This window comes from Pseudomonas sp. P5_B2, assembly GCF_056400445.1.
This window is the reverse complement of the sequence record NZ_JBFULH010000770.1, coordinates 1-1,737: the sequence shown is the minus strand read 5'-3', so window position 1 is coordinate 1,737 and position 1,737 is coordinate 1. Positions and strand designations below refer to the sequence as shown.

The 1,737-nt window shown below is 59.1% G+C and carries 1 protein-coding gene; it reads right to left on the bottom strand.

The features are described 5' to 3' along the window. Positions 1-220: 220 nt before the first annotated feature. A partial coding sequence (gene glpD, locus AC1DRJ_RS26590; RefSeq protein WP_477804771.1) for a glycerol-3-phosphate dehydrogenase occupies positions 221-1,737 on the bottom strand: 1,517 nt, incomplete at its 5' end.

Here is a 1,737-nt window from a genome sequence, read left to right as displayed (position 1 = left end):
CTGATGGGTCGCGTTCGGAAAACCGAATTAGATAGCAGGCACATACCCCTGTAGGAGCCAGGCTYGCCCGCGATGGCTGCGTGTCAGTCACCACAGGTATTGGCTGGAAGACCGCCATCGCGGGCGAGCCTCCGGCTCCTACAGGGGATTGGTGGTGTCGGAGAATGCAAAAAGCCCCTGAATCTCTCGATCCAGGGGCTTTGCTTTAACCGGAGGCCGATCAGGCCGCTTCGATCTTGTTGCGGTTCTGTCCAACCTTGCTCAGGTAATCCACCAATTTCTGCTGTTCCACCGCAGTGGTGAACAACCCTAGCTTGCTGCGACGCCACAATACGTCGTGCGCGGTGGTTGCCCACTCATCGCTGCACAGGTAATCGACTTCACGGGTGTAGAGCCCACCACCGATGTGCTCACCCATATCACTGAGGTCCTGCACACCTTCGAGCATGCGCCAGGTGCGGCTGCCATAGGTGGTGGCCCAACGGCGGGCGATTTCGGTCGGTACCCAGTCGAACTTGTCGCGGATCAAGGCGCACAAGGCTTGCGGGGTGGTCATGTCTTCGCCGCCCGGCAGCGTGGAGCTGGCTGTCCAGCTTGGCTTTATCTGGGTGAAGTACGGCGCCAGTTGCGCCAGCGCTGATTCAGCCAGTTTGCGATACGTGGTCAACTTGCCGCCAAACACCGACAGCAGTGGCGCTTCTTCACCGGTGCCGGACAGCGCCAGGGTGTAGTCGCGGGTGACGGCTGACGGGTTATCGGACTCGTCATTGCACAGAGGCCGAACACCGGAATAGCTGTGCAAAATGTCGTCGCGGCTGACTTGCTTTTTGAAGTGGGCGTTGACCACGTTCAACAGGTAATCGGTTTCGCCGTCGGTTATCGCAACTGCAGCCGGATCGCCGGTGTACTCACGGTCGGTGGTGCCGATCAGGGTGAAGTGGTTCAGGTACGGAATGGTGAAGACGATGCGCTGATCTTCGTTTTGCAGAATATGCGCATGTTCGCCTTCATACAGTTTCGGCACGATCAGATGGCTGCCCTGAATCAGGCGAATGCCGTATGGCGATTCCATCTTCAGGTCGTCACGAATGAACTTGGCAACCCATGGGCCGGCTGCATTCACCAATGCCTTGGCGCGGATCGAAAACAGGCTGCCATCGGCGCGTTCCAGGTTCAGGTGCCACAAACCCTTGGTGCGACGAGCGCTGACGCAACGGGTCTGGGTATGAACGTGGGCGCCTTTTTCGCGGGCGGCCATGGCGTTCAGAACCACAAGGCGCGCGTCATCGACCCAGCAATCGGAGTATTCAAAGCCTTTGGTGATTTCGTTTTTAAGCGCGCTGTCCGGGCCGAACTTGAGGCTTTTTGAACCAGCCAGTTTTTCTCGTTTGCCGAGGTGGTCATACAGAAACAGGCCGGCGCGAATCATCCATGCGGGACGCAGGTGCGKCCGATGCGGCAACACGAAACGCATTTGCTTGACGATGTGCGGCGCCTTGGCCAGCAGCACTTCGCGTTCGGCCAAGGCTTCGCGCACCAGGCGGAATTCGTAATGTTCGAGGTAGCGAAGGCCACCGTGGATCAGCTTGCTGCTGGCCGAAGACGTGTGGCTGGCCAAGTCATCCTTTTCACAAAGGAACACCGAAAGGCCGCGGCCGGCGGCATCCGCTGCGATCCCCACGCCATTGATCCCGCCACCGATGACGGCGATATCGTAGATCTCGGCGAGAGGTGGCG